Consider the following 20,491-nt stretch of genomic DNA (forward strand, 5'->3'; position numbering starts at 1 on the left):
CTCCGCTTGAAAAACGAAATCAGTTTGTTGCTTAAAATTTTATTTTCTACCAATTAGGCTGTTTTTGTACTGTCTGCTCAATCTGGGGCAGGTCATTTATAATGTGACGCTGTTTTTTTAACTTGCGTTCTTGATTTGAAGTCTTAATCTGTCGGAAATCATTGCGATAAATTCGCTGTTTGTCGGCTTCCCTCGGTCGTTGTGAATTGTATAGCCAAAGTAGGAGTTCAATACGTCAATGTCGCCTCTGTCCCAAGCTACCTCAATTGCATGGCGAATGGCTCTTTCAACCCTTGAAGAAGTTGTTTCGTATTTTTTGGCTACTGACGGATAGAGCTGCTTGGTAACTGCATTAATAATATCCGGTTTTTCCACTGACATTATAATAGAATCTCTCAGGTAATGATAACCTTTAATGTGAGCGGGAACGCCTATTTCGTGTAGTATCTGGGTTACCTTTATCTCTATACCAAAAGCGTCGATACTTATCGGATTACTGAATAATCCATCTTTGCCTTTTTTAACCATTTTAGTAATATTTTCACATAGCTCTGAAATATCATAAGGTTTAAGCACAAAGTAGCTTGCACCGGCACTCATAATTTCTCTTTCAAGTACCGGACTGTGAAAAGATGAGAATACAATAAATACCGGCAGTTTGGAATTTTGTCTTTTAATGTTCCTCATAACACCGATCGCGTCAAGTCTCGTCATAAAAGAATCCATTAAAACGACATCAGGTTCTTCCTGACGAATGCGTGTGCAAAGGTCTTCGCCGTCCTTGGCACAGAAGGAAGAAGAAATATTAAAATTTTGCAATATTTTCATACTTTCCTGCGAAAATTCAGACGCATCCTCGGTGATAATAAGTTTAATATTATTGGCCATTGTCATAATCTCCCATCAAGTTTTGATTGTAAACTTATATTACCACAAATTGGCAAACTTGGCAATACTTTCCAAGTATTTTTTTAAAATATTTTTGCCGAGGTTTTTCGACAGACAAAAAATGCCAATATATCGTGTTAATCGACCGAGTGCTCTACCATATTTTGTATAGCTACTCCGTATCCTTCATTAGTTTTATTAAGGAACACATGCGTTACCGCTCCGACAAGTTTACCGTCCTGAACTATGGGACTTCCGCTCATTCCCTGCACAATTCCGCCGCATTCTTCAAGCAATTTATCACTTGTAATCTTTATTACAAAATTTTCATTTGATTCTGAGTCAGAAGTGCATATTTTTGTTATTTCTACATCATAACATCCGATTTCATCACAATTTATAGTGGTGTAGATACTTGCTTTTCCAACTTTAATTTCGTCAAGATCAGCAATTTCAATTTTTCCCTTATTGCTAATAATATTGTTGATAGTGCCAAAAACTCCCACATCGGTGTTTTTTGTCAAATTACCGATTTTATCGTTAGTAAAATATCCGTTAAGACTTCCTGCCTTACCTGTGATACTTTTTGTAACAGAGCTTATATTTGCATGAACAACTTCTCCGAAACCAAGCGGCAATAATGCATTTGTATCATTATCGCATATTCCGTGTCCGAGTGCGGCAAAATAATTATTATCCGTATCATAATAAGTTATCGTTCCAATACCTGCACAGCTGTCGCGTACCCATGCACCGAGTAAATATGAACCTGCCGTATTATGAATGGGAGTAATTTTTCTTTCTAAAATTTCGCCGTTTCTCTCAAATTCAATTGAAATAGGTTCTCCGTTACATTCATAGGCTGTTTTTTGCAAGTCTTCGTTTGATTTAATATCATTTCCGTTTGCTTTCTTTATTATATCATTTACAGCGAGACCTGATGATTTAGCCGGACAAACATATTTTTCTCCGTCATAAAAATCTTCAAGCTGAACAATTATTACTCCGTCGTTGTAGAACTTTACACCAAAAGTTTCACCGCCTAAAGTAACATATTTTCCATCAACTTGAGCTGCAAATGATGTTGTAGTAAAACAAAAAAAAGAAGTGATAAACAGGGCAACTGATATTATTATTTTTATTTTTTTCAAAAAATCACCCACTTTCCGTTGCCTTTATTATTATTTGCATTTATAATATAAGTAAATGTGGTTTTGATTTATTAAAAAATAACTTGGCTTTTGATAATTGAAAAAATCAGTGTTTACGTGTTTTTTTCCAATTATTTTCAAAAGATATATTAATTACAAGGAGGTAATTATGCAAGAATATGATATGAAATTAACAGGTCTTACCTCAGCCGAAGTTGAAAAAAGAATTAAGGAAGGAAAAACAAATGCTTCTTCAGAATTAAAAACAAAATCTGTTAAAAGCATTTTTTATGATAATATTTGTTCGCTTTTTAATGCTGTGAATATTGCTTTATTTATAGCGTTATTAATTGTCGGTTCGTACAAAAATATGTTATTCATAGGTATTGTCATTTGCAATACTGCAATCGGTATTTTTCAGGAAATACGTTCAAAGAGGAGCGTTGATAAACTTACAATACTTTCCGAAAGCAAAACTAAGGTGGTCAGAAACGGAAAAGTTGTTGAGATTTCAAAAGAAGAAATTGTTTTGGATGATATTATAATTCTTTCACGCGGTGATCAGATTCCGGCTGATTGTGTCGTATGTTCAGGTAATTGCAAGGTTAACGAGAGCTTACTTACAGGTGAATCCAATCTCATAGAAAAGAAAAACGGTGATAATCTGTTATCCGGAAGTTTTATTGCAGCTGGAAAATGTTATGCAAAAATTAATTGCGTTGGCTCAGAGTGTTATGCAGCAAAGATTAATAATGAAGCTAAGTACATAAAAAAAGTCAATTCTCAAATTTTAAAATCTTTTAAATTTATTGTTAAAATTTGCACTATTATTATTGTTCCGATTGGAGTAATATTATTTATCAGACAATTTGGAATTTTAGGTGGCGATATTAAGCAAACGGTTGAAAGTACCGTTGCCTCAATTGTCGGAATGATACCGGGCGGAATGATTTTGCTTACGAGCTCTGTCCTTGCTGTTTCGGTCATTCGATTATCGAAAAAGAAAGTGCTTGTAAATGAAATGTATTGCATTGAATCGCTTGCTCGGGTTGACGTGTTGTGCGTTGACAAAACCGGAACATTAACGGCAGACCGTATGACAGTTGAGAATGTTATAAAATTTAATAATTCAGAAGATGAGATTAAAACAGCACTTTCTTCAATTGTTGATGCATCTGAGGAGATTAACGCAACACTGTATGCAATTAAAGACTATGTCAAGGAAACAATTCCGATTACCTGCAGAACATTTACGCCCTTTTCTTCTGAAACAAAGTGGTCCGGCGGTCGTTATAAAAACGGTAAAACATATATTATAGGTGCCGCAGAATTTGTGTTTAAAGATAAAAGCAAATTTGCTGATGTTTATTCTAAAATCAATAAAATAAATGAAACTGTCAGGATTCTTGCACTTGCAGTTTCAGATTCCGTTATTGACGGCGAACATTTGCCTGATGATTTAAAGCCAATGGCTCTTATTCTGATAAAAGACGTGCTAAGGGATAATGTTAAGGACACTGTCAGATACTTTAAAGAACAGGGCGTTGCGCTTAAGGTTATTTCAGGTGACAGCGTTAAGACTGTACAGAATATTGCAGTAGAAACCGGCATCGAAGGGGCGGAAAATGCAGTTGATATGTCAAGCGTTACTACTGATGACGAGCTATTTGAAGCAGCTGAACGTTGCAGCGTGTTTGGCAGGGTTACACCTGCTCAAAAGAAGAAACTTGTACTTGCATTAAAAGATCACGGTCACAATGTTGCTATGATGGGAGACGGAGTAAATGACGTTCTCGCTCTGAAGGAGGCAGATTGTTCAGTTGCAATGTCATCTGGAAGTGAAGCTGCAAGAAATATTTCACAGCTTGTGCTTGTTAACAACGACTTTGCGTCTATGCCCGAAGTAGTAGCAGAGGGGCGAAGAACAATTAATAATGTTGAAAGAAGCTCGTCTTTGTTTATTGTAAAAACCATTTATTCGGTTATTATTTCAATTTTCTTTATATTTTTTAATGCTCCTTATCCGTTTGAACCAATTCAACTTACTCTTATCGGAGCATTCACAATTGGTTTCCCGTCATTTGTTTTAGCTTTGCAGCCAAATAAAGATCGAATACGCGGAAGCTTTATTTATAACATTTTTTCTCGCGCAATTCCTGCAGCGTTTTGTGTGGTTATGAACATTATAATAGTCAGCACCACAAGCTCGTGTTTTGGCCTTACTCATAACGAGATGTCTACCATATGTGTTTTTATGACGGCAATTTCGTGCTTATTGCTAATAATTAGACTTTCAATTCCGTTTAATATTTTAAGGGTGATTATGATTATTATTAGTGTTAGCGGAATAGCTGTACTTAGCATATTTTGCAGTAATTTGTTTTCACTTTGCCCACTCGGAATACCGGCATTAACAATGTTTATAATCCTAACCGTTATAACTGTATTGGTATTTAATATTTTATACAATATTGCCGAAAATGTTATAAGAAAAAATAAAAATCAATAAGGCGGTAATATGAAAATTTCAATACCGGAAAAAGTTAATGAATTACTAATCGAATTAAATAGAAATGGCTTTGAAGCCTTTATAGTCGGCGGTTGTGTCAGAGATTCAATTCTCGGCAAAACTCCGCATGACTGGGATATATGTACCAATGCAAAGCCCGATGGAATTAAAGAATGTTTGTCTAAATACCATACAATTGATACGGGAATAAAACACGGCACCGTATCGGTTGAAATTGATAAAGAAATTTTTGAAATAACCACTTATAGAATTGACGGAGAATACTCTGATAATCGTCATCCAAAGAATGTAGATTTTACTACCAATATAATTGATGACCTTGCAAGACGTGATTTTACGATTAACGCCATTGCATATAACGATGAAAAGGGTATTGTTGACCCGTATCACGGCTGTGAAGATTTAAAACTTGGAACAATCAGATGTGTCGGAGAACCTGAAAAAAGGTTTAGGGAAGACGCTCTAAGAATTATTCGTGCACTGCGTTTTGCCTCCGTTTATAGTTTTAGAATAGATTCTTCAACTGCTCAAGCTATTTTAGATAACCGTAATCTATTAAACAATGTATCGGCAGAAAGAATAGCCTATGAACTAAACCGACTTGTTTGTGGTGATGGAGTCGAGGAAATCTTAAATGATTTTCGTAGTGTATTTGCGGTTTTTATGCCTGAAATAGAGCAGACATTTGATTATGAGCAACATACTAAGCACCACAACCGTGATGTGTGGCGACATACTACTCATGCCGTAAGCTCAATAGAGACCGAGCTGATTTTAAGGATTACTATGCTTTTTCACGATTTGGGAAAACCTAACGCCTGTAAACGGGATGCTGACGGCACTTGCCATTTCAAGGGACACCCAAAGCACAGTGCAATCTATGCAAATGATATTCTTCATAGATTAAAATATCCAAATTGTTTTATTGATACGTGTTTGACTCTCATTATTTATCACGATGTACGCTTTAGCGGTACCAAAAAACAAATCAAACATGTTATGAATAAAATAGGGGAGCAAAATATGGCATTGCTTTTTAAAGTTCAGCGTGCTGATATTTTGGCTCAGTCAGAATATCGACAAAAGGAAAAACTCGAAGCAATTGACCTTGCTGAAAATATATTTAAAGAGATAATCTCAGAAAAATCCTGTTTTACTTTAAAACAGCTTGCAGTGAACGGAAATGACTTAATTAATATGGGGATTACCGAAGGAAAAATGATTGGAAGCACTCTTAAGCTTTTATTAAGCTTGGTAATTGATGAAAAAGTTGAGAACACAAGGGGAGCGCTGCTTGATAAAGCTAAAGAAATAGTGAGGAATATTTAATGATTAATTTTAAAACAACTAATTTTTTGTCCGATGAAGCAAAAACAATACGTGAAGAAGTTTTTGTACAAGAACAAAAATTCGTAAATGAGTTTGATGAAATTGACAATAAGGCATATCACATTGTTATGTACAAAGACGATACTCCGATTGCGTGTTGCCGATTTTATAAAAATGATAAAATCAAAGATAATTATGCGGCGGGCAGAATTGCCGTTCGTAAAGAGTATAGGGGAAAACACCTTGGAAAGGCAATTTTAGATGAAATTGAAAATGAGGTAAAACGGTTGGGCGGAACTTCAATATCGCTTTCCGCTCAGCTAAGAGTCAAGAAATTTTATGAGTTGTCAGGATATCAAGCTTCCGGCGATATATATTTTGATGAATATTGCGAACATATCCACATGGAGAAAATTTTGTAATTGTCATTTTATATTTGAATATGTATCTGATTTTATAATAAAGCAAGGGATAAAATATATCTCTTGCTTTATTATCTTTGTTGACTTAATTATTGACATATGTTGTATATTATTGTATAATATTAACAAAAAGGATGCGTTTCAGTTGAATTTGATAAATTTTAAAAATCCATATAAATTTGATTTAGACAAAAACGGATTACCGATATTTTCAAAGAAAAACACACTTTTCATGCAAGCTATTATTGATAACGATTCAAATTATAGTAACGATAGGGAAGAAAGTTTCAGTAAACAATTTAGTTATTTCCCTAAGGACTTAGATGAACTTGAGAAGGCAATCAAGCTCATAGATAAGGAAAACTCGACGCATATTTATGTAAATGGTTGGTTTGATAAGTTAAAAAGCTACTTAGATGAGTATGGTATCGAAAATCTTGGCAATGATATAAATCAGGAAATCAAGAAATAGTAAATGCGATATCAAAAATAGGCGGAGGCAACCACTTTTCATTTGCAACTAAATTTTGCGCATATTGCAATATAAGTTGTTTCCAAAAAGACGATTACTCAATATATGACAGTGTTTTAGAAGAAATTCTACCATATTATGCGTTTGTGTATTTAGGAAAAAAAGATGAAAAAGGAGAAAAACTTTGGTACATAAATAAAAATAGTAAGGAAAGTAGTAGGGTAAGAAAATTGTATTACAACAAATATAAGGATTATCATAAATTAATTGGCGATATAATTGAGAGTGCAAAAATTATAAACGATAATCAGGATTTAACCAGAAAAGATTTTGATAATATTCTTTGGTATTACTACAAAGGCAGAAATGACAGACAGATAAAGGCTAAGGAATGTCTGGAAAAAAATGAATGTATATTATTTAAAGAAAATTAGCTTTTCTGATAATTATTCTATTTTCGGAGGTAAAATATGAAAAACAGATATCAAGTGGATGAAAATACCTATGTTGTTGAAGAATTTAAAGATAAATGGAACAGAAAACTAAAGAGCATAAGAATTATTGGCATTATAGTAAGCATTTTAATGGTTGGTGTCGGTATTCTTTGCTGCATTTTTCCTATTAAGGCGGCGTATGTAGTAGAGGTAATTGCCGCCATACTGATTTTACTGTTTGGTATATTTGAAATCATTGAATACTTAAACACGCCGATGCTCATTAGAACAGGCGGAGGACTTGTGTGCGGAATATTGAATATCATTATAGGAATATGCCTGATAACCGCACCGCCGGAGATATTGATATCGTATTTTAGCTTTTTGTTTGCAGCAAACTTGTTATTGCTTGGAATTGAACAAATTGTTCTTGTACGCAGACTTAATTATTTTGGTGTAGGAAATTTTGCTTGGGTAATAGTAAACGGGATATTAAATATAGTTTCGGCAATCTTATTCTTGACTATGCCGATAACATCAGTTGCAGCTGCAAGCATAATTGTTGCAATATATATGATTATAGGTGGAGTAACGCTATTTATTGAAAGCATAAATGCTAAGAATTTAAAAATCAATAACGAAGAATAAAATAATAAAATAATTGTTAGGCTGTCGGGAAACACCCGACAGCCTTTTTGTGTCTCTGGATAAGTTTTGAACTTTATCTATTTAATTGATAGATAGCTTTTTTTCAGTACAACATAAATTGAAATAACGTTGGCAAACTAAATGGGGAATAGGGGAGTTATTTTACAAAATTCTCAATTCCAAGAATGTAATCACTCGAAACCCTGTAAAGACAACAAAGTGTAATTAAGTGACGTATAGGAAGTTCGCGTTTTCCACTTTCGTATTTACTGTATTGTTCCTGACGGGTATGTAGGATATAGGCAATTTGTTGTTGTGTATAACCGTTTTTTATTCTAAGCTCTTTTAATCTTTTACAATATTCCATATAATCATGTCCTTTATATTACAAATAGTATTATTAACATTATTATAACATGTTAATATGTCTGTTCGCAACTAAAGTTGAATCATATGTTTAAATAATGTTAGTTTATACAGTTTGAATTATACAAAACTATTTTTAAATGTTAAAACTTGATTTTTTAGCTCTAAAAAGGCTCAGATAATTTAATTTATATAGGTATCAATTTTTAGATTATGAGATTTATAATTATAAAGTTGCAATAAAAGCAAGATAAAGCATTGTAAGGTGTATTTTCTCAAAAAATTTGCAATTTTATTCTAAATAGTATTGCAAATTTAATAACAATGTTGTATTATATAAGAGTCGGTGAAAGTTCAATGTATTAAACTTGCAAAATTGATTTTCACTATGTATTATGTGAATTTTTTTAAGGGAGGACTTAATATGTCATATGTAAGCGAGCAGCTTGAAAAGCTGAAAGCAAAAAATCCAAATGAGCCTGAGTTTATTCAGGCAGCAACCGAAGTTCTTACTTCTTTGGAACCTGTTTTTGAGCAGAACCCAAAGTATGAAGAAGCTGGTATTCTTGAAAGAATCACAGAGCCTGAAAGAGTAATTATGTTTAGAGTTCCTTGGGTTGATGATGACGGCAAGGTTCAGGTTAATCGCGGATTCCGTGTTCAGTTTAATAGTGCAATCGGACCGTATAAGGGCGGTTTGAGACTTCATCCGTCAGTAAACCTCGGTGTAATTAAGTTCCTTGGTTTTGAACAGATTTTCAAGAACTCACTTACAGGTCTTCCTATCGGCGGCGGTAAAGGCGGTTCTGACTTTGATCCTAAGGGTAAGAGCGATAACGAAGTTATGAAGTTCTGTCAGAGCTTTATGACAGAATTGTGCAAGCACATCGGTGCAGACACAGACGTACCGGCAGGTGATATCGGTACCGGCGCTCGTGAAATCGGTTATATGTTTGGTCAGTATAAGAGAATTAAGAACCTTTATGAAGGTGTTCTCACTGGTAAAGGTCTTAACTGGGGCGGCTCTCTTGCAAGAACAGAAGCTACCGGTTATGGTCTTCTTTATCTTACAGAAGCAATGCTCAAAGACAACGGCAAAGACATCAAGGGTACAACAGTATGTGTATCAGGTGCCGGTAATGTTGCTATTTATGCAACTGAAAAGGCTACGCAGCTTGGTGCTAAGGTAGTTACTATGTCAGATTCTAACGGCTGGATTTATGATGCTGAGGGTATTGACCTTGCTGCTATCAAAGAGATTAAGGAAGTTAACAGACAGCGTCTTACTGAGTACAAGAAGTATCGTCAAAACTCAGAATATCACGAAGGCAAATTCGACTGGTCAGTTAAGTGCGACGTTGCATTGCCATGTGCTACTCAGAACGAACTTAACGAAGAAGATGCTAAGAGACTTATTGCTAACGGCTGCTATGCTGTTGCTGAGGGTGCAAATATGCCTACTACTCTTGAAGCTACAAAGCTTATTCAGAGCGCAGGTCTTTTGTTTGCTCCTGGTAAGGCAGCTAATGCCGGCGGTGTAGCTACTTCAGCTCTTGAAATGAGCCAGAACTCACAGCGTCTTTCATGGACATTTGAAGAAGTAGATGCAAAACTTAAGGATATCATGGTTAATATCTACAAGAATATTTCAGCAGCTGCTAAGAAGTACTGTCATGAAGGTGACTATGTAGTTGGTGCAAATATTGCCGGTTTTGAAAAGGTTGCTGATTCAATGATTCAGCAGGGTGTTTGCTAATTTAATTAAATTAGGATTAATAAAAAATATTTGCAGCAGTCGAGAATTAATCGACTGCTGCAATTTTTCATTTTATATTAAAATAAAGTGAGCTTGACCTTGTAAGCGCCGGCTACAAGAAATCTCCTTAACTTCGCAGTAGCCTAAGCGAGTAATTCGGGGCACGAGAAAAAACTAAATCCCCCGAATTATACAAAATATTCATTTTGTATAATATTCTGTTTAGGAATTATCAGTTATTAAAATATGATATAATACTGATATAAAATTAGGTTAATTCCCTATTCTATGTAAACTTAGGAGATGAAATATAATGGCTGCTGATTTTCGTAATGAAGCCTCGCAAATTTTAAAAGAATATTTATTTTATCAGGAAACCGTTCGCGCACGTTCGTCAAAGACTGTAAATGAATATTTTATAGATTTGAGAACTTTTTTTAGATACCTAAAAATTCACCGAGGGCTTGTACCTTCGGATGTTGAATTTGATAAGATTAAGATTGACGATGTTGATCTTAATCTTTTAAAAACCGTGTCGCTGAATGATGCATATGAATATATGAACTACCTTGTGCGTGACCGTAACAACAAAGTTGCTGCAAGAGCAAGAAAATGTTCAAGTTTAAAAGGATATTTTAAATTTTTGTCTTCAAATCGAAAATATCTTGACAAGAATCCACTTGAAGACCTTGAAATGCCTAAAAAGCCAAAAAAACTTCCAAAATATCTTACTTTGGAACAAAGTATGGAACTATTAAACTCTGTTGAGGGTGATTATAAAGAGCGTGATTATGCAATCCTTACCCTGTTTTTAAACTGCGGATTGCGTGTTTCTGAAATGGCAGGCCTTAATTATACTGATATACGTACTGATAATACTATCAGAGTGGTTGGTAAAGGTAACAAGGAGCGTGTAATTTATCTTAATAAGGCCTGTGTAAATGCACTAAACGATTATATGAAAGTTCGCCCTGTGGATGGCGTAAAAGACAAAAAAGCGCTGTTTATAAGCCGTAACCATAATAGAATGTCGGTTAAAACCATTCAGGCTATGGTATATAAATACCTTGCAAAAATCGGTCTTGATGCGCAAGGATATTCTTGTCACAAATTAAGACACACTGCTGCTACTCTTATGTATCAATACGGAGATGTAGATGTTCGTGTCCTAAAAGAAGTTTTAGGTCATGAGAATCTTGGTACTACTGAAATATATACTCATCTAAGTTCTACCCAATTAAAAAGTGCCGCTGACAATAATCCTCTTGCTAATGTAAGCAAAAACGATAGTGATGACTAATAATATTTTTAATTAAATTCTTACTATTCCCCCAATATCAGTAAGAGGCATGTTTGGACATAATATATTTATATCTGAATTATTTTTTAAACAGAACTTTTTAATTCTATGATATTCAGGATGTTTTTCAATATTTCCGAAAAATATTGTTGTATTATCAATTTGTGCTCCTGCACCGCCGATAAATCCATAATCAAAACCGTCAATAACAATATTTCCCGGGAAAACCAAAAGAACCTCTACCCCATCTTTTTTTAAAGATTTTTCGATTGATTTGTCAGCAGTTATAACTGCCTTTTGGTTTATTACAAGCGTTGAACATCTGGTGTAACCCTGGTTTACATTAACTGTCCTGATATGATTTTTATTGCAGTAATCAAGAACTGTCTTATCAATCTTATTAATTTTTCCGTACAATGTGTTGTTTAAATATAAGCAATTTAGCAATATGTTTTCAGGATAGCACTTTTCTGCTGCTTTATCACAGCAGATTATTTTTTTGCCAAGTGAATTTAGTTTTCCTTTTAATCCGATGCACTCGTTGAGCATAAATAAATTGTCCCGGATTGCCAATAGTTGCATATCAGGATGCTTTTGCTCGGGTGTATGAAAAATTTTTATTGTGTCTGAAAAAATAACAGTATGTCCCATTTTTGCGATTTCATTACAAAACTGCGGATATTTATCAGACATTACGATTTCGCTCATTGGCTTACAGCCTCAAATGCCTGACGAATATTTTTTACACCGATAAGCTCAGCCTCATCGCAATGCACACCTTTAAGATTATGGTACGGAAGCACAATCTTATTAAAACCGAGCCTTACTGCCTCATTAATTCGCATTTGGGCTTGCGAAACCGCTCTTATTTCCCCTGCAAGACCAATTTCTCCAAAAACAACTGCTTTTTCATCGACCGGCGTATCTTTTAAACTGCTAATTAACGCTATAGCAATTGATAAATCTATTGCGGGCTCATCAACGCGAAGTCCTCCGACAATATTTATATACGTATCACAATTTGAGAAATAATAGCCTGCACGCTTTTCAAGGACAGCAAGCAGAAGTGAAAGTCTGTTATAGTCAAAACCTGTGGACATTCTTCTTGGATTACCGTATCCGCTTTGAGTAGCCAATCCCTGGGTTTCTGCAAGAATCGGACGTGAGCCCTCAATTGTGCAAGTGACACAGGTGCCCGAAACATTATTAGGTCGCCCCGAAAGTAACATAACTGACGGATTTTCAACCTCTTGCAAACCTTTGTCCGTCATTTCAAAAACGCCTATTTCGTTTGTTGAACCATATCTGTTCTTTACGGCCCTCAGAATACGGCAGCTCATCTGTTTGTCACCCTCAAAATGCAGTACAGTATCAACTATATGTTCAAGAACCTTTGGTCCGGCAATTGAGCCTTCCTTATTAACGTGTCCTACGATAAACATGGGAATATCGCATTCTTTGGCTGTACGCATAAGCATGTTTGTACATTCCCTTACCTGTGTTACACTTCCGGGCGATGAATTAAGCTCAGATAAATTCATCGTCTGAATGGAGTCTATCATGACAAGGTCAGGTTTTTCACTTCTTATTTGTTCGCAAATAATTTCTACGTCTGTTTGAGTCATAACAAAAAGGTTTGGAGAATTAACTCCAAGACGGATTGCTCTAAGCTTTAACTGTCGTTTTGATTCCTCGCCGGAAACATACAGTATTTTAAGTGAGTCACCCATATACTGACAAATCTGCATAAGTACAGTAGATTTGCCTATTCCCGGGTCGCCGCCAAGTAGAATAAGACTGCCTTTTACTATTCCTCCTCCGAGCACTCTGTTGAGTTCTTTGCTGCCCGTATCATAGCGATGTTCATCTTCAGTTGAGATTTCATCAATCGTAAGAGGTTTTGTATAATTTGATACTCTGCTATGGCTAATAGACGAAGAGGTTTTTGCGGTTTCTTTGATTTCTTCGTTCATTGTATTCCATTCACCGCACGACGGACACTTTCCGTACCATTTGGGGGATTCATAACCACATTCAGAACAAATATAAACGCTTTTGATTTTAGCCATGCTTATTTCACATCCTAATTTGTATTATAATAATCTAAAAATCCGGTAACTATTGCGTATGACATCTGTTTTTGATAATCTTCACACAGCAAATTTTGGCATTCTTCTTTATTCGAAATGAAGCCACATTCAACGATAACCGAAGGAACCTTAGCGTTATGCAATAGGTAAATGCTCTTATCTGCCGCTTTACATTCTCTTTCATTATCGGGTTGAAGCTGAGCTTTAACCGAATATTTTATGTTTTCAGCTAACAGTTTGCTTTTTTCGTTGTTTTTTGAATAAAAAATTTGTGTACCGTGATATTGACTTTCTGTAAACTTGTTTTGATGAATACTAATCACAACGTTATTATCAGAAGAATTATATTTTTCAAGTCTCTTTTTCATATCAGCAACTTTGCGTTTGTGAACTGTATCCCCGTCATCTGACAATGAACAATCTTCATTACGGGTTTTTGTTACGTTGAATCCCAAAAAAGAAAATAAATCTGCCGTATCATTTGAAATACTGAGATTTATGTTCTTTTCAAGAACTCCACTGTCATTTACGGCTCCTCCGTCTTCCCCGCCGTGCCCGGGGTCAATTACTATATCAGGCAGTTTTTTGATTGTATTGTTAGATACATTAACATTAATGTTTACAACCGATGACATTATAAGCACAAACGAAACCGCAAAAATAATTAAACACGAAAAAACAGCGAATGTTTTTTTATAATCCACACAATCACCTCTAAAACAAAATATGCAGTTTAAAAGGTGATATATTACAATAATTATACACCAATCGGATTTTATTAGCAATAAATTATATTGTGAAAGCTGTTTTTTAGTGGTATAATATGTATATTATTATAAGTTATAAGGAGAAATTTTAATGGATAAACCCGGCAGAAATGATGAATGTTGGTGCGGAAGCGGAAAAAAGTATAAAAAGTGCCACATTGATTTTGACGAAAAAATTGAAGAGTTTGAAGTTCAGGGATTTGAAGTTCCTGACCACACAATAATAAAAACAAAATCACAGATTGAAAAAATTAAGGAAAGTGCTGTAATTAATATTGCTGTTCTTGATTATGTTTCAGAACATATAAAGGCAGGAATTTCAACAGAAGAAATTAATTCATGGGTAAATGATATAACATATAAAAAGGGCGGTGTTCCGGCACCTCTTAATTATGAGGGATTCCCGAAAAGCGTATGCACATCAATTAATAATGAGGTGTGCCACGGTATTCCGTCAAAGGACATTATTCTTAAAGACGGCGATATAGTAAATGTCGATGTGTCAACAAATCTTAACGGTTATTATTCTGATTCATCAAGAATGTTTTGCATTGGTAATGTAAGCGAAGAAAACAAAGCTTTGGTGAAAGCCGCAAAAGACTGTATTTATGAAGGTTTAAAACAGGTTAAGCCATGGGGATTCCTTGGAGATATGGGACAAGCGGTAAATGATTTCATAAAGAGCAAAGGCTATTCGGTTGTTCGCGAAGTTGGCGGTCACGGAATCGGGCTTGAGTTCCACGAAGACCCTTGGGTAAGCTATGTTTCTAAAAAGGGAACCGAAATGCTTATGGTACCCGGAATGATATTTACCATAGAACCGATGATTAATATGGGAGACGCTGATATTTACGTTGATGAAGAAAACGGCTGGACAATCTACACAAGGGACGGTAAGCCATCCGCTCAATGGGAAATTCAGGTTCTTGTAACCGATGACGGATACGAAATAATATCGTATTAATAAATATTCAAATCTTACTCGTTTGTTTGAACTAATCAGGCAAACGAGTTTTTTGTTGATTGCAATAATGTCACACAAAAATCGTTAAAGAATATTATGCTATAAAAAAGTCAGAATCGGTGATTTGTGTGCAGGAAGAAATAACGCTTGATGTATTGCCTTTAGGCAAATCAGCTAAGGTAGTAAATATAGATTGCAATTCTAATCTTATAAATAGAATATACGATTTGGGAATAACCCAAAATTCACTTATAAAAGCAGCATTTAAAAGCCCGTTTGGTGACCCTATTGCATATTTAGTCAAGGATACATTAATTGCTCTGAGAAAAAAGGACTGCAAAAGCATAATTGTTGATCCAATATAAAATTCGGAGGTGGTTCTTTGTTTTCAAGAGATAACTTTGTTTGTTCTAAAAAATCTTGTAAATCAGACTATAATATAGCACTTGCAGGTAATCCAAATGTAGGAAAAAGTACAATTTTTAACGCTCTTACAGGGCTTAAACAGCATACAGGAAATTGGACCGGAAAAACAGTTGAATGTTCGTCGGGCAAAACAAAAATAAAGGGCAAATATTTTGAAATAACAGATTTGCCCGGTACTTATTCTATGGTGTCTTTCTCTGAAGAAGAAAATGTTGCAAGAAACTTTCTTGCCGAAAATAAAATAGATTGTACAGTTATTGTAATTGATTCAAATGTAATTGAGCGGAATCTTTCTTTTGCATTGCAGGTATTATCGCTGCAAAAAAATGCAATTTTATGTCTTAACCTATGTGATGAAGCCGAGAAAAACGGAATAAGTATTGATACCGATGAATTGTCACTCAATTTAGGCATACCGGTAGTGTGTACCTGCGCAACAAAAAAACGAGGACTTGATGAGCTAAAAAATAAAATTTTTGAAATTTGTATTGGAAATATCAAATGTTTCAGAGTAGAAAGAAATTTTGAAAACATAGATGTACTTAACATTAACGATTATAAAGCCGCAAGTCATAAATTTGCATCTTTAAGTAAAAGAATATGTAATCAATGTGTTTACAAAGGCTCAAAAGAAAAATTGAGCAAACTTGACAAAATATTAACTTCAAAATCAACAGGTATTCCGATTATGCTGTTATTATTTGCAATACTGTTTTGGATAACTGCAATCGGTGCAAACTATCCAAGCCAGTGGTTAAGTTATTTGTTTGAAATTTTAAAGGAACAGTTGACAAAACTATTTGATTTTTTAAGTATTACGCCATTTGTTACAGGTATTTTAATTGACGGTGTGTATACAACCCTTGCTTGGGTTGTTTCAGTAATGCTGCCGCCTATGGCAATATTTTTCCCTTTGTTTTCTCTTATTGAAGATTCCGGATATTTGCCGAGAATTGCATTTAACCTTGATAAATTCTTTTCTAAATGCGGTGCTCACGGTAAACAGAGTCTCACTATGGCAATGGGACTGGGGTGCAATGCATGCGGAGTAACCGGTTGCAGAATCATTGAATCGCCTCAAGAAAGAAAAATTGCCATATTAACAAACAATTTTATGCCTTGCAACGGACGCTTTCCTACGCTGATTGCACTTATTATGATGTTTTTTGCAGGCAGCTCATTTGGTCTTATTTCATCAATTGAAGTCGCAGGTATTTTGCTCTTGATAATTGTTGTATGTGTTCTGCTTACACTGGTAATATCAAAATTTTTATCAAGAACCTTTGCAAAAGGAGAACCGTCGGGCTTTGCACTTGAACTTCCGCCATATCGCAAGCCGCAAATAATAAAAACATTGGTTCGTTCATTTATTGACCGAACGCTTTTTGTACTTGCCAGAGCGGTGGCTGTTGCAGCACCTGCAGGAGCAATAATTTGGCTAACCGCTAATATTTATATTGGTGATGTGTCAATTCTACAATATTGTACTGAATTTCTTGACCCATTCGGAAAATTTATCGGACTTGACGGAGTTATACTTATGGCATTTATATTGGGATTTCCTGCCAATGAAACGGTTATACCTATTATTATAATGTCATATATGGCAAACGGCACTCTCGTTGATTTTTCAAGCTATAAAGAGCTCCTTGAATTGTTTTCGGCGAACGGTTGGACCTTTGTAACAGCTATTTGCATGATGATAATGTGCGTTCTGCATTATCCATGTTCGACAACATGCCTGACTATAAAAAAAGAGACAGGGAGTTTAAAAACCACCCTGCTCTCTATGATAATTCCTACCGTGATAGGTATATTTCTGTGTATGTTAGTTGCAAACACAGCTCGTATTTTATAAATCAGCTTGTGCAACTTTCATCATAATCGCACATTCAATGCGTTTTTTAAACAGCTTGCAGCCGTATTCGTATGTTCCGCTTATTGAACCGGTTGCATGATATGCATTTGCAGCACATCCGCCGCTGCAATACAGCTTAGCCCAACAATCCTTGCAGTCGGGGCGTGCATATGCATTGCATAATTTAAATTCATCCTGAATTTTAGTGTTTGTTACTCCGTCGTAGATATTTCCAAGGCTGTATTTAGGGTCTCCGACAAACTGGTGGCAAGGGAAAAGTTCTCCCCAAGGTGTAACTGCCATATATTCAGTTCCGGAGCCACAGCCAGAAATTCGCTTATAAATACACGGTCCGCCTGTTAAATCAATCATATAGTGATAGAAAGTAATCGGTTTTCCCTCTTTTTCACGTCTGAGCATATCTTTTGCAAGAATTTCATACTGTTCGTATAAAATCGGAAGATCATCGTATGTAAGAGCATATGGATCGTTTGGAGAACATACTACGGGCTCCATAGAAAGCTCCGTAAAGCCTAAGTCAGCCATATGGAAAATATCATTTGTAAAATCGGTGTTATTGTGAGTATATGTACCTCTGACGTAGTAACCTTTGTTTCCCCTCTTCTTGACAAACTCCTGAAATTTTGGAACGATTATATCATAGCTGCCCTTTCCGTTAACGGTCTTACGAAGATTATCGTGAACCTCTTTTCTGCCGTCAAGACTAAGCACCACGTTATGACATTCTTTGTTTGCAAATTCTATTACGTCATCGTCAATTAACATTCCGTTAGTAGTGAGCGTAAATCTGAAGTTCTTATTCTTTTCTTTTTCGATACTTCTTGCATATGCAACAATCTGTTTTACGACGTCAAAGTTCATGAGTGGCTCGCCGCCAAAAAAATCCACTTCGAGGTTTGTTCTTGAACCTGAATTTTCAACAAGAAAATCAATTGCCCTCTTGCCTACCTCAAATGACATCAATGCTCTGTCTCCGTGGTATTTTCCCTGACTTGCAAAGCAATATTCGCAGTTGAGATTGCAGGTGTGAGCAATATGAAGACACAAGGCTTTAATAACAGTATTTCTCTTTTTAAAATCAAAAGCAAGATCTTTATACTTGTCCTCAGTAAAAAGTTTGCCGTCGTTTTTTAATTCTTCAACGTCATCAATGCAATCACAAACTTCCTGCTTCGTTATTTCAGGAAAATCGGCGTATTTTTTCAGCATTTCTGTAATAATTTTATCTTTGCTGTTATTCTCATACATTTCAATAACATCGTAGGCAAGGTCATCAACGCAATGTACGCTTCCGCTGAATGTATCAAGTACGATATTGTATCCGTTCAATTTATATTGATGTACCATATTTATCTCCCATAGGCAAAAGGAAAGCCGTTTCCTAAAAGGAAAACGGCAGTAAATCCTTATTGTTTTCTAAAAATGAAAATTATTTCTCGCTAAGGCACTTCTCACACTGCTGATTAGCAACGCCGCATGAAGTTTTGCAAGCTGACTGACAAGAAGTCTGACATTCGCCGCAGCCGCCTGTTTTTACGCTCTTATTAAGGTCGCGAGTTTCAATAGTTTTAATTCTTTTCATAATAAATCATTCTCCTTGAAGATTTTATATTAAAATTCTACCACAACCGGTTAGTTTTGTCAATCAGTTTTGGCAACAGTTATGAAGTTTGGAACCATTTTCTCACTTGAATATATATCTATGTTATTTTTCTTTAAAGCAAAAATAGTGTCTATTATTTGGTTTGAGATAATTTCCCCCGGAACAATAATAGGTATTCCCGGAGGATAAGCCCATATATATTCAAGCGAAATTTTGTTTTCAGCATTTTTTAATGAAATAACTTGAGGTGTAAAATTAAATCTTTGAGAGGATTTGAATCTTTTACAAGGTAACTCTGTAATTATGTGACATTCTGACTGCGGATTCATACGTAGTTCTTTGTCAATTTTTATCAACGAGTCGGCAAGCCTAGTAAATCCTTGTTCTGAATCACAAACAGATGTCATGGCAAGTACATAGTTAGTATAAGACATTTCGGTTTCAATTTTATAATTCTCTCTTAGAATTTTAGCCAATTTCTTACCGTTAATTGTAGTACCTGAAGTTGAAATTAAAATTTTGCCAAAATCATAATCAAAATACGATGAATAAATATTTTTCTGATTAAAAAGCACTTTTAAGTTTTTTAAATTTTGCGTTTTGCAATAAAAAGAATCTAAATTATCAGTATAATTCTTAAAACCATCACCATTTTCAATTATGTAGTCTAAGCATTTTTCAATTGAAGCCATCAGAATATATGACGGACTGCTGCTTTCAAAAATTGATAGGTTTGCCTGTAAAGCATTGCAAATACTATTATCATTTGTTAAAAGCAGAGCGGTTTGAGTAAGCGATGGCAATGTCTTATGTAGACTGACAACCGCAACGTCTGCGCCGTTTTGAACAGATTCGCTCGGAAATCTGTCAGAAAAAGGGAAATGTGCGCCGTGTGCTTCATCAACAAATAATTTTGCGCCATATTTATGGCATATATCTGAAATTGACCTAATGTCAGATACTATTCCCTCATATGTAGGAGAGGTAATTATTACAAGACTTGTATCGGGATTATTTTTAAGCGCATTTTCAATTTGTAATGGTGGTATTGAATTGTTGATACCAAAATCATCTAACAAATCAGGCATTATATAGATTGGTTCCAGTGAGCAAATTTCAATAGCGTTATATACCGATATATGGCAATTTCTCGCAACAATTACCTTATCCCCGGCGCGCGTCATTGCTCTTATTGAAGATAATATTCCGCAAGTTGCACCGTTAACCAGTAAAAAAGTCTTATTGACAGAATAAAGCCGTTCTGCTTTCTCTTCAATATTTTTAATGCAGTTATTTGGAGAATGAAGATTATCAAAGCCCTCAATTTCAGTCAGGTCAATTTCATACGGAATAATACCATCTTCATCTATATTGTTGCGCTTATGTCCGGGCATATGAAAAGGATATATGCCGTTTTTGGTATATTCCTTTAGTTTATCAAACAGCATATATCCTCCTGTATTTTG

The 20,491-nt window shown here is 35.1% G+C and carries 20 protein-coding genes; 11 read left to right on the forward strand and 9 right to left on the reverse strand.

Features of this window, described 5'->3' with window-relative positions:
- Positions 1 to 117: 117 nt before the first annotated feature.
- The gene (spo0A, locus tag BLP46_RS08340) at positions 118 to 888 is read right to left on the reverse strand and encodes a sporulation transcription factor Spo0A (protein ID WP_092978108.1); all 771 of its coding nucleotides are present in this window, start codon (positions 886 to 888) and stop codon (positions 118 to 120) included.
- Positions 889 to 1,025: 137 nt separating this feature from the next.
- Positions 1,026 to 2,039: a SpoIVB peptidase gene (gene spoIVB, locus BLP46_RS08345; RefSeq protein ID WP_167669223.1), complete on the reverse strand. Its 1,014-nt coding sequence runs from the start codon at positions 2,037 to 2,039 to the stop codon at positions 1,026 to 1,028.
- Positions 2,040 to 2,208: 169 nt separating this feature from the next.
- Between spoIVB and BLP46_RS08350 the strand changes: the two genes are divergently transcribed.
- The 6 genes from BLP46_RS08350 to BLP46_RS08375 all read left to right on the forward strand — a co-directional run bounded on the left by BLP46_RS08350 (position 2,209) and on the right by BLP46_RS08375 (position 7,874).
- Positions 2,209 to 4,548, forward strand: a complete 2,340-nt coding sequence (locus BLP46_RS08350; RefSeq protein WP_092978111.1) for an HAD-IC family P-type ATPase — start codon at positions 2,209 to 2,211, stop codon at positions 4,546 to 4,548.
- Between the two features lie 9 nt (positions 4,549 to 4,557).
- Positions 4,558 to 5,898 (forward strand): CCA tRNA nucleotidyltransferase, encoded by a 1,341-nt coding sequence (locus BLP46_RS08355; protein WP_092978113.1) that lies wholly within the window; start codon positions 4,558 to 4,560, stop codon positions 5,896 to 5,898.
- Positions 5,898 to 6,320 (forward strand): GNAT family N-acetyltransferase, encoded by a 423-nt coding sequence (locus BLP46_RS08360; RefSeq protein ID WP_092978114.1) that lies wholly within the window; start codon positions 5,898 to 5,900, stop codon positions 6,318 to 6,320. Before BLP46_RS08355 ends, BLP46_RS08360 begins: the two co-directional genes overlap by 1 nt.
- Positions 6,321 to 6,465: 145 nt before the next feature.
- The gene (locus BLP46_RS08365) at positions 6,466 to 6,792 is read left to right on the forward strand and encodes a hypothetical protein (protein ID WP_092978116.1); all 327 of its coding nucleotides are present in this window, start codon (positions 6,466 to 6,468) and stop codon (positions 6,790 to 6,792) included.
- 146 nt (positions 6,793 to 6,938) lie between these two features.
- Positions 6,939 to 7,226, forward strand: a complete 288-nt coding sequence (locus BLP46_RS08370) for a hypothetical protein (protein WP_143000476.1) — start codon at positions 6,939 to 6,941, stop codon at positions 7,224 to 7,226.
- Between the two features lie 36 nt (positions 7,227 to 7,262).
- Positions 7,263 to 7,874 carry an HdeD family acid-resistance protein gene (locus BLP46_RS08375; RefSeq protein ID WP_092978120.1) on the forward strand — a complete coding sequence of 204 codons (612 nt, stop codon included), beginning with the start codon at positions 7,263 to 7,265 and terminating at the stop codon, positions 7,872 to 7,874.
- A gap of 157 nt (positions 7,875 to 8,031) precedes the next feature.
- Here BLP46_RS08375 and BLP46_RS08380 read toward each other — a convergent pair whose 3' ends face one another.
- Positions 8,032 to 8,241 (reverse strand): helix-turn-helix domain-containing protein, encoded by a 210-nt coding sequence (locus BLP46_RS08380; protein ID WP_092978122.1) that lies wholly within the window; start codon positions 8,239 to 8,241, stop codon positions 8,032 to 8,034.
- Between the two features lie 423 nt (positions 8,242 to 8,664).
- On the opposite strand from BLP46_RS08380, the gene gdhA reads away from it, so the two are divergent.
- Both gdhA and BLP46_RS08390 read left to right on the forward strand, forming a co-directional pair.
- Positions 8,665 to 9,996, forward strand: a complete 1,332-nt coding sequence (gdhA, locus tag BLP46_RS08385; RefSeq protein WP_092978124.1) for an NADP-specific glutamate dehydrogenase — start codon at positions 8,665 to 8,667, stop codon at positions 9,994 to 9,996.
- Between the two features lie 313 nt (positions 9,997 to 10,309).
- A complete protein-coding gene (locus tag BLP46_RS08390) occupies positions 10,310 to 11,296 on the forward strand; it encodes a tyrosine-type recombinase/integrase (protein WP_092978126.1) in 987 nt (328 codons plus the stop codon).
- Positions 11,297 to 11,308: 12 nt separating this feature from the next.
- Here the strand turns inward: BLP46_RS08390 and BLP46_RS08395 are convergent, their stop codons facing one another.
- The 3 genes from BLP46_RS08395 to BLP46_RS08405 are packed head-to-tail and all read right to left on the reverse strand — an operon-like array spanning position 11,309 to position 14,090.
- A complete protein-coding gene (locus tag BLP46_RS08395) occupies positions 11,309 to 12,004 on the reverse strand; it encodes a DUF6873 family GME fold protein (protein WP_092978128.1) in 696 nt (231 codons plus the stop codon).
- Positions 12,001 to 13,365, reverse strand: a complete 1,365-nt coding sequence (gene radA / locus BLP46_RS08400; protein WP_092978130.1) for a DNA repair protein RadA — start codon at positions 13,363 to 13,365, stop codon at positions 12,001 to 12,003. Before radA ends, BLP46_RS08395 begins: the two co-directional genes overlap by 4 nt.
- Before the next feature lie 14 nt (positions 13,366 to 13,379).
- Positions 13,380 to 14,090, reverse strand: a complete 711-nt coding sequence (locus BLP46_RS08405) for an N-acetylmuramoyl-L-alanine amidase (RefSeq protein WP_092978132.1) — start codon at positions 14,088 to 14,090, stop codon at positions 13,380 to 13,382.
- Positions 14,091 to 14,244: 154 nt separating this feature from the next.
- On the opposite strand from BLP46_RS08405, the gene BLP46_RS08410 reads away from it, so the two are divergent.
- The 3 genes from BLP46_RS08410 to feoB all read left to right on the forward strand — a co-directional run bounded on the left by BLP46_RS08410 (position 14,245) and on the right by feoB (position 17,401).
- Complete coding sequence (locus tag BLP46_RS08410; RefSeq protein ID WP_092978134.1) at positions 14,245 to 15,117, forward strand: methionyl aminopeptidase; 873 nt, start codon at positions 14,245 to 14,247, stop codon at positions 15,115 to 15,117.
- Positions 15,118 to 15,245: 128 nt separating this feature from the next.
- Positions 15,246 to 15,482, forward strand: coding sequence for a FeoA family protein (locus BLP46_RS08415; protein ID WP_167669224.1), 237 nt, complete (start codon positions 15,246 to 15,248; stop codon positions 15,480 to 15,482).
- Positions 15,483 to 15,499: 17 nt separating this feature from the next.
- The gene (feoB, locus tag BLP46_RS08420; protein WP_318259545.1) at positions 15,500 to 17,401 is read left to right on the forward strand and encodes a ferrous iron transporter B; all 1,902 of its coding nucleotides are present in this window, start codon (positions 15,500 to 15,502) and stop codon (positions 17,399 to 17,401) included.
- On the opposite strand, the gene scfB is transcribed toward feoB, so the two are convergent.
- The 3 genes from scfB to BLP46_RS08435 form a co-directional block, all read right to left on the reverse strand.
- Positions 17,396 to 18,769 (reverse strand): thioether cross-link-forming SCIFF peptide maturase, encoded by a 1,374-nt coding sequence (scfB, locus tag BLP46_RS08425; RefSeq protein ID WP_092978140.1) that lies wholly within the window; start codon positions 18,767 to 18,769, stop codon positions 17,396 to 17,398. The two genes, feoB and scfB, sit on opposite strands and share 6 nt — an antisense overlap.
- 82 nt (positions 18,770 to 18,851) lie before the next feature.
- Positions 18,852 to 19,004 (reverse strand): six-cysteine ranthipeptide SCIFF, encoded by a 153-nt coding sequence (gene scfA / locus BLP46_RS08430; protein ID WP_092978142.1) that lies wholly within the window; start codon positions 19,002 to 19,004, stop codon positions 18,852 to 18,854.
- A 59-nt stretch (positions 19,005 to 19,063) separates the two neighbouring features.
- On the reverse strand, positions 19,064 to 20,473 hold the full coding sequence (locus tag BLP46_RS08435; protein WP_092978144.1) for an aminotransferase class I/II-fold pyridoxal phosphate-dependent enzyme: 1,410 nt from the start codon (positions 20,471 to 20,473) through the stop codon (positions 19,064 to 19,066).
- Positions 20,474 to 20,491: the final 18 nt, after the last annotated feature.

The organism is Ruminococcus sp. YE282 (assembly GCA_900101355.1).
Taxonomy (GTDB): domain Bacteria; phylum Bacillota; class Clostridia; order Oscillospirales; family Acutalibacteraceae; genus Ruminococcoides; species Ruminococcoides bromii_A.

Excerpts from the sequence above, each read along its gene's own strand:
- radA (WP_092978130.1), bottom strand. The coding sequence starts at position 13,365 with ATGGCTAAAATCAAAAGCGTTTATATTTGTTCTGAATGTGGTTATGAA.
- BLP46_RS08375 (WP_092978120.1), top strand. The coding sequence starts at position 7,263 with ATGAAAAACAGATATCAAGTGGATGAAAATACCTATGTTGTTGAAGAA.
- scfB (WP_092978140.1), bottom strand. The coding sequence starts at position 18,769 with ATGGTACATCAATATAAATTGAACGGATACAATATCGTACTTGATACA.
- BLP46_RS08410 (WP_092978134.1), top strand. The coding sequence starts at position 14,245 with ATGGATAAACCCGGCAGAAATGATGAATGTTGGTGCGGAAGCGGAAAA.
- BLP46_RS08390 (WP_092978126.1), top strand. The coding sequence starts at position 10,310 with ATGGCTGCTGATTTTCGTAATGAAGCCTCGCAAATTTTAAAAGAATAT.
- BLP46_RS08380 (WP_092978122.1), bottom strand. The coding sequence starts at position 8,241 with ATGGAATATTGTAAAAGATTAAAAGAGCTTAGAATAAAAAACGGTTAT.
- BLP46_RS08355 (WP_092978113.1), top strand. The coding sequence starts at position 4,558 with ATGAAAATTTCAATACCGGAAAAAGTTAATGAATTACTAATCGAATTA.
- BLP46_RS08350 (WP_092978111.1), top strand. The coding sequence starts at position 2,209 with ATGCAAGAATATGATATGAAATTAACAGGTCTTACCTCAGCCGAAGTT.
- BLP46_RS08360 (WP_092978114.1), top strand. The coding sequence starts at position 5,898 with ATGATTAATTTTAAAACAACTAATTTTTTGTCCGATGAAGCAAAAACA.
- gdhA (WP_092978124.1), top strand. The coding sequence starts at position 8,665 with ATGTCATATGTAAGCGAGCAGCTTGAAAAGCTGAAAGCAAAAAATCCA.
- spo0A (WP_092978108.1), bottom strand. The coding sequence starts at position 888 with ATGGCCAATAATATTAAACTTATTATCACCGAGGATGCGTCTGAATTT.
- BLP46_RS08435 (WP_092978144.1), bottom strand. The coding sequence starts at position 20,473 with ATGCTGTTTGATAAACTAAAGGAATATACCAAAAACGGCATATATCCT.
- scfA (WP_092978142.1), bottom strand. The coding sequence starts at position 19,004 with ATGAAAAGAATTAAAACTATTGAAACTCGCGACCTTAATAAGAGCGTA.
- BLP46_RS08395 (WP_092978128.1), bottom strand. The coding sequence starts at position 12,004 with ATGAGCGAAATCGTAATGTCTGATAAATATCCGCAGTTTTGTAATGAA.